The following is a 1,192-nucleotide window of genomic DNA, read 5'->3' as shown; positions in this document are numbered from 1 at the left end:
TAACGGACATCATTTAACCCGGTAAATTCTCGTAACAAGTACTAGTTTCTACCGTGTATCGGGCTACGTCCTGCCCAGCCTCAACTTTGGTCGAGGCATTTATCAAATCATTAATTGACTTGATGAAAATGTTAATTGCACCATTCCAGTCTCTTGGTATTTCATGTCCACAGTTAGGGCATTTAAACTTTTTATTACCAGCTAATCTTTCATGAACATGACCACACTTTGAGCAAGTCTTGCTTGTGTATTCCTCTGTGACATCATGCACAACACAATCCCGCTTTATTGCGTGGAACTTAAGAGTCTGCTTGAATCTATAGTGCGACCACGTAAGCATATTTCTAGCCGTTTTAGAGCGGAGCTTACGTTTTTTCTTTACAACCATCTGAGATGTTTCAAATGTTGGCAAAAAAATGTGCTTATAGGTCTTGGTTAACAGTACTGAAGCTTTCTTATGAACTTCGTCAGTAAGATTCCTAATCCTCGCTCTTATGGCTTCAGACTGCTTTCTTAGCTTCCAACGTAAACGCTTGCTTTTCTTACCTTTGGATTTTGTAATCATGGATTGAAGTCTATCCAACCGTTGACAGAGAATAGCAACTTTAGATATTGAGCCGTTACCAACTTCTAAAACATTTTCTCCGTCAAAGCCAGTTAAGAAAGTTCTAACACCTGGGTCTAGTCCAATACAGTTTTTACGTTGATTAGCTTGCACCTCAAAAGGAATTGCAAAACAGATAAACCATTTGCCTTTGTCAAGTAAGATGGTAAATTCTGATGGCATTTTTTCGCATAAAGGTTCTACGGCGTTAAGCTGTAAATCTTTTATAAGAAAAGTTCTGCCGTTCACTACCACTTTGCTTGAAGCATAATGAGTAAAGCCTTGCACCTTCTTAGTCTTGCCTTTTTCAGAATAAAAAGCCCCCCAATACTTTGCGCTAATTCTTAAACTTTTGACTGGTTGACGGCATGATTGAAACCGAGGGTTTAATTTATTCAGACTAGCTGTTTTGGAAAAAGCTGTCTTTGCGTCAAAAACAGCCTCTTCTCGTGGAGAGTAAGGACACTCTTTTACCCATAAGGGACAGGATTTGAGAATAATTTCACGCAATTTATACTTGCTGGGCTGCTTTTCGCCTTTGATAAAACAGTCGCGTTGATAAGCAATTGCTGCATTGTACGACCAACG

At 39.3% G+C, this 1,192-nt stretch carries 1 protein-coding gene; it reads right to left on the bottom strand.

All coding sequences use genetic code 11. The features are described from left to right. Nucleotides 1-13 precede the first annotated feature (13 nt). A partial coding sequence (locus AABK37_RS41440; RefSeq protein ID WP_432557188.1) for an RNA-guided endonuclease InsQ/TnpB family protein occupies nucleotides 14-1,192 on the bottom strand: 1,179 nt, incomplete at its 5' end.

The organism is Tolypothrix sp. VBCCA 56010 (genome assembly GCF_050875635.1).
In the GTDB taxonomy this organism is placed as follows: Bacteria; Cyanobacteriota; Cyanobacteriia; order Cyanobacteriales; family Nostocaceae; genus Hassallia.
The sequence above is the reverse complement of the archived record's forward strand: the minus strand, read 5'-3'. Positions and strand labels throughout refer to the sequence as shown.